Here is a 4,190-nt window from a genome sequence, read left to right on the forward strand (position 1 = left end):
AAAATGTCGTGCGCGACCCAGGGGTGTCCCCGGTGCGCTGCCGGGGCCACGGGGGCCTGCGCGTGCGCGGCGGCGGTCAGGAGGAAGGCGGCGGCGAGGAGCGGTCGCATGAGCCCGTTCTACCCGAAACCCGGGAGCCCCGGCAGCGCACCGGGGACACCCCTGGGTCGCGCACGACATTTTCTTGACGGGATCGCCGGCTGTGGGAGTTTGCCCCTGCTACAGGCGTGTTGCGAACGGAGGACGAAGTCATCATGGGTGCGGCGGTCGCGAGCTGGCAGACACTGGAGAACGTCACGGTGGAGTGCACCCACTGCGGCGTGATGATGACACTCCAGCCCGGAACCCGGGTGAAGTACTACCGGTGCGGTTCATGCCATCGCTGGGTGTCCAGCACCTACAGCGAGGTGTTCCGCGCGGACGCGAAGATGCGCACGCACCCGGTGAAGGACACCGCGGACGCGGACGCGCGCTTCGTGGAGGTGAAGGACCGGCTGGACAAGTGGCTCACCGCCGTCCAGGAGCAGTGCCCGTACCAGACGATGGGCGTGTCGCCGTTGGATCCGCCGGACGTGATTCGCGCGCGCTTCCACGCGCTGGCCATGGAGCGGCACCCGGACCGGGGCGGCTCCGCGGAGCAGATGCGTGAGCTCAACGCCGCCTACGAGCGCATCCTCAAGCACCGTCAGCGCAAGCGGCTGGAGGCCCTGGCCTCGCCCGCGCGCACCGCGTCCGTCCTGCCCGCGCGCAACAGGTAGAGCCAGAAGAGCGCTCCCAGCGACAGGCCCAGCCCCACCTTGGCCCAGGTGGGGAACAGGTGGCCCGGGGAGATGAAGCCCTCCACCACGCCGATGCAGGCGAGGAAGGGCGCGCAGCCCACCACCAGCTTCACCGCCTCGCGTCCCCGCGCCTGCAACGCCTGCGCGCGCGGCAGCTCGCCGGGGTCGATGAGCGCCTGGCCCACCATCAGCCCCGCGCCGCCCGCGATGACGATGATGGACAGCTCCACCGGCCCGTGCGCGGCGATGAAGTCCAGGAAGCCCGCCATCATGCCCTCGCGGAAGCACAGCGCGCCCACCGCGCCAATGAGCACGCCGTTGTTCACCAGCGTGAAGATGGGCCCCACCCCCAACAGGATGCCGGACGCGAACGCGAACAGCGTGACGGTGAGGTTGTTGGTCGCGATGCCGGACGCGACAGCGTTGGGCGGCGCCACGGACAGCAGGTCGTCCGTCCACATGCGCCCCTGCGCCACGTAGCGCCGCACGCCCTCCGGCACCAGCAGCTCCGCGCCGCGCGGCTCCAGCGTCACCACCAGCGCGCCCAGCAGCAGGCCCAGCACCAGCAGGCCCGCGCTCACGCCCACGAAGCGGGCCTCGCGGCGCAGGGTGGCCGGGAAGTCGCGCCGGAAGAAGTCGCGCGTGGAGGCCCAGCGCTCGCGCGGCGGCTGGTAGATGGCGCCGTAGGCTTGCGCGCACAGCTGGTTGAGGAAGCGGTGCGCGTCCGTGCCCGGGTAGAACGTCTGCGCCTGCGCCAGGTCCGCGGCGGCGCGCCGGTACAGCATGTCCAGCGTGCGCAGCTCCGTCAGGCCCAGTCGGCCCGCGCGCTGCCGCGTCAGCAAGGCCTGGAGCGCGTCCCAGTCCGGCCGGCGCCGCGTGACGAAGGTGGGGAGGGGCGCGGCCATGTCAGTGGACCGCCTTCGCGCGCGTGCGCAGGAAGGCCTCCGTGGCCTCCGTGGACTGGAGCACCCGCGCGCGCTCCTCGTCCGTCAGCGCCGCGCCCACGCGGTCCACCAGCCGGGTGCCCAACCGCTGGCGCACCTCCGGCTCCAGCCCGGGCGCTCGCGCGAGGAACGCCAGCACCAGCTCCACGTCCTCCGCGTCCAGGGGCCGCTGCATGCCAGCACCAGACCCTGGCGCCGCGCCGGACCCGGGACCCGGCGCGTCCATCGCGGGGCCTTGCGTGTACTTGTCCAGGTCGATGGCCTCTTCACGCACCAGCACGGTGCCAGCGAGCAGGTCGCCCAACCGCCGGTGCCGGGAGTCCAGCAGCATGGTGATGCAACCGGTGGCGTAGAACACCGGCAGGAAGTCCACCGCACGGCAGAGGTTTCTCACCGCGCTTTCGAAGAAGCCCACCGGCGAGCCATCCTCGCGCACCACGCGGATGCGCAGCACGCGCTTGCCGGGTGTCTGTCCATGGAAGAAGACCTCCGCCAGCGTCCAGTACAGCCATTGCGTGGCGAAGAGCCCCACCGCGAGCAGTGTCTGCGTGAGCCCCGACAACGCCTGGAACGCACCCAGCACGTCGGACACCAGCAGCGTGATGACGAAGTAGAGCGCCACCCAGAAGAAGAACAACAGGCTCGCGTCCACCAGCCACGCGAGACAGCGGTAGCCGATGCCGGCCACGGGCAGGGAGAGCGCCACCCGCTCAGGGGTGGCGACGTCGACATGGGGTGCGGAGGCGGAGGGAGTCATGCGCGTGGGACGCACAGCATACGCCCTTGGCGCCCAACACGCGCCATCCGCGTGCGGCACTGCTCCCGTGTACAGCCATTGCCCGAAACAACGAGAGAAACATCGGAATGTGGACGCAGGACGCGTGTCCCGCGGGCGACAGCGATCACGACCTGACGGACGAGGCCCTGGATTTCGATGCATTCCGTGCGCAATTGACAGTCCCGACAGGGGCGGTTCGCAACACGCCGTGGATGATGTTAGGGTCTCGGTTGGCTGGAATTGCCTGAAACGGAAAAGGAGGAACGGCCCGGACGGGCCAGTTCGGCAGTCGCAAGCGCAGTCCGCAGGGCAGCACTGACAAGACCCCCGGATGGAGTTGAAGCGCGGTTCTCGCACGCTCATCAAGAGCGGAAGTTCCGCCGCGGTTCCACCGACTCCGGGGCAGGTTGCAGTCGACAGGTAGCATTGGAAGCAATTCGCCACGACGGCTGGGGGGCCATCGCATGGCAGCGAATCAATCTGCAGTTCGTATTTCGATTCTCGAAGGACCGTGGGCGGCCTGGCAGGGCCTGTCGGACGGGCTTCGGGGTGAGGGTCATTCCACTTCGGTGACGCGCGACGTGCGCGGCTTCCTGGACGGGCTCGGCACGGATCCACCGCAGGTGGCCATCCTCGACGTGGAGAGCGACGGCGAAGCCGCCATCGGATGCTCCGTGACGGAGGGGCTCAACCTCTTGCGCGAGGCCCGCAAGCGCCGGCTGGAGGTCCGGATGCTGCTCTTGTCCGCGGTGAGCACGCCGGAGGTCATCTCCCAGTGCTTCGACGAAGGGGCCTCGGGGTACCTCTTCCGCGCGGGCCTGGGCGTCAACGCGGTGTCCTCCGCGGTGCAGTCGCTGGTGCGGGGCGAGCGCCTCTTCCCGGTGCAACTGCTGCGCAACGACTTCGAGCATCCGCCGGTGACGTCACCGACGGCCAGTGTGCTGCTGCTGCTCACGCAGCGGGAGCGTGAGGTGTTGCAGTACGTGGCGGGCGGGGCGGACAACCTGAAGATCGCCGCGCACCTGCAAATCGCCGAGCGCACCGTGAAGTCACACGTCACGCAGCTCTACCGCAAGCTGGGCGCGGAGAACCGCACCCAGCTCGCCCTGCGCGCCTGCCACCTGGGCGTCAGGCCTCCGCCGGACCTCTAAAAGGGAGCCGGCCCACCCTCCCCGTTGAAGCGGGGAGGGCGCGGTGGAAGGCACGGTGCGGCCCTCAGTTCTTGTTGCGGGCCGCGTCCTCTTCCATCTTCTTGCGGAGGCTCAGGGGACGCATGTCCGTCCAGACCTCCTTGATGTACTCCAGGCACTCGGCCTTCAGGCCCTGCTTGCCGGCGTCCTTCCAGCCCAGCGCGTTCTCACGGTCCGCGGGCCAGATGGAGTACTGCTCTTCGTGGTTGACGACGACCTTGTAAACCGTCGTGTCTTCGCGCTCGTCGCTCATCGGGGAGGCTCCTGAAAGCAGGGGACCCCCTTTCGTCGCACACCCGGGGAAAAGCGGTCAAGGTAGGCGGATGCGACAAATCCCGAGCCTTCCTGGAAGGGTGGATCCGCGCCCGGCCGCCCGCCGGGGTTGCACGCGGAATCCGCGTTCGTGACACAAGCGGCGTGGGGCGCGGATACTCGGCCGCATGCGCATCCTGAAGAACGTGGTGGCGGGGCTCGTGCTCGGGGTGGGAGGCGTCTGGGC

General features: G+C 69.4%; 5 protein-coding genes. 2 read left to right on the top strand and 3 right to left on the bottom strand.

Annotated elements, in window-relative coordinates:
* Positions 1-254 precede the first annotated feature (254 nt).
* Positions 255-758 carry a J domain-containing protein gene (locus tag D7W81_RS40205; RefSeq protein ID WP_120560610.1) on the top strand — a complete coding sequence of 168 codons (504 nt, stop codon included), beginning with the start codon at positions 255-257 and terminating at the stop codon, positions 756-758.
* Here D7W81_RS40205 and D7W81_RS40210 read toward each other — a convergent pair.
* Both D7W81_RS40210 and D7W81_RS40215 read right to left on the bottom strand, forming a co-directional pair.
* Positions 686-1,684, bottom strand: a complete 999-nt coding sequence (locus tag D7W81_RS40210; protein WP_120560609.1) for a stage II sporulation protein M — start codon at positions 1,682-1,684, stop codon at positions 686-688. The two genes, D7W81_RS40205 and D7W81_RS40210, sit on opposite strands and share 73 nt — an antisense overlap.
* Before the next feature lies 1 nt (position 1,685).
* Complete coding sequence (locus tag D7W81_RS40215; RefSeq protein ID WP_120560611.1) at positions 1,686-2,480, bottom strand: RDD family protein; 795 nt, start codon at positions 2,478-2,480, stop codon at positions 1,686-1,688.
* A gap of 485 nt (positions 2,481-2,965) precedes the next feature.
* Between D7W81_RS40215 and fruA the strand changes: the two genes are divergently transcribed.
* Positions 2,966-3,652, top strand: coding sequence for a response regulator transcription factor FruA (gene fruA, locus D7W81_RS40220; protein ID WP_043321786.1), 687 nt, complete (start codon positions 2,966-2,968; stop codon positions 3,650-3,652).
* Between the two features lie 64 nt (positions 3,653-3,716).
* Here fruA and D7W81_RS40225 read toward each other — a convergent pair whose 3' ends face one another.
* Complete coding sequence (locus D7W81_RS40225) at positions 3,717-3,944, bottom strand: MbtH family protein (RefSeq protein WP_014397734.1); 228 nt, start codon at positions 3,942-3,944, stop codon at positions 3,717-3,719.
* Positions 3,945-4,190 lie beyond the last annotated feature (246 nt).

Origin of the sequence: Corallococcus aberystwythensis (genome assembly GCF_003612165.1) — a bacterium.
GTDB classification, from domain to species: Bacteria; Myxococcota; Myxococcia; order Myxococcales; family Myxococcaceae; genus Corallococcus; species Corallococcus aberystwythensis.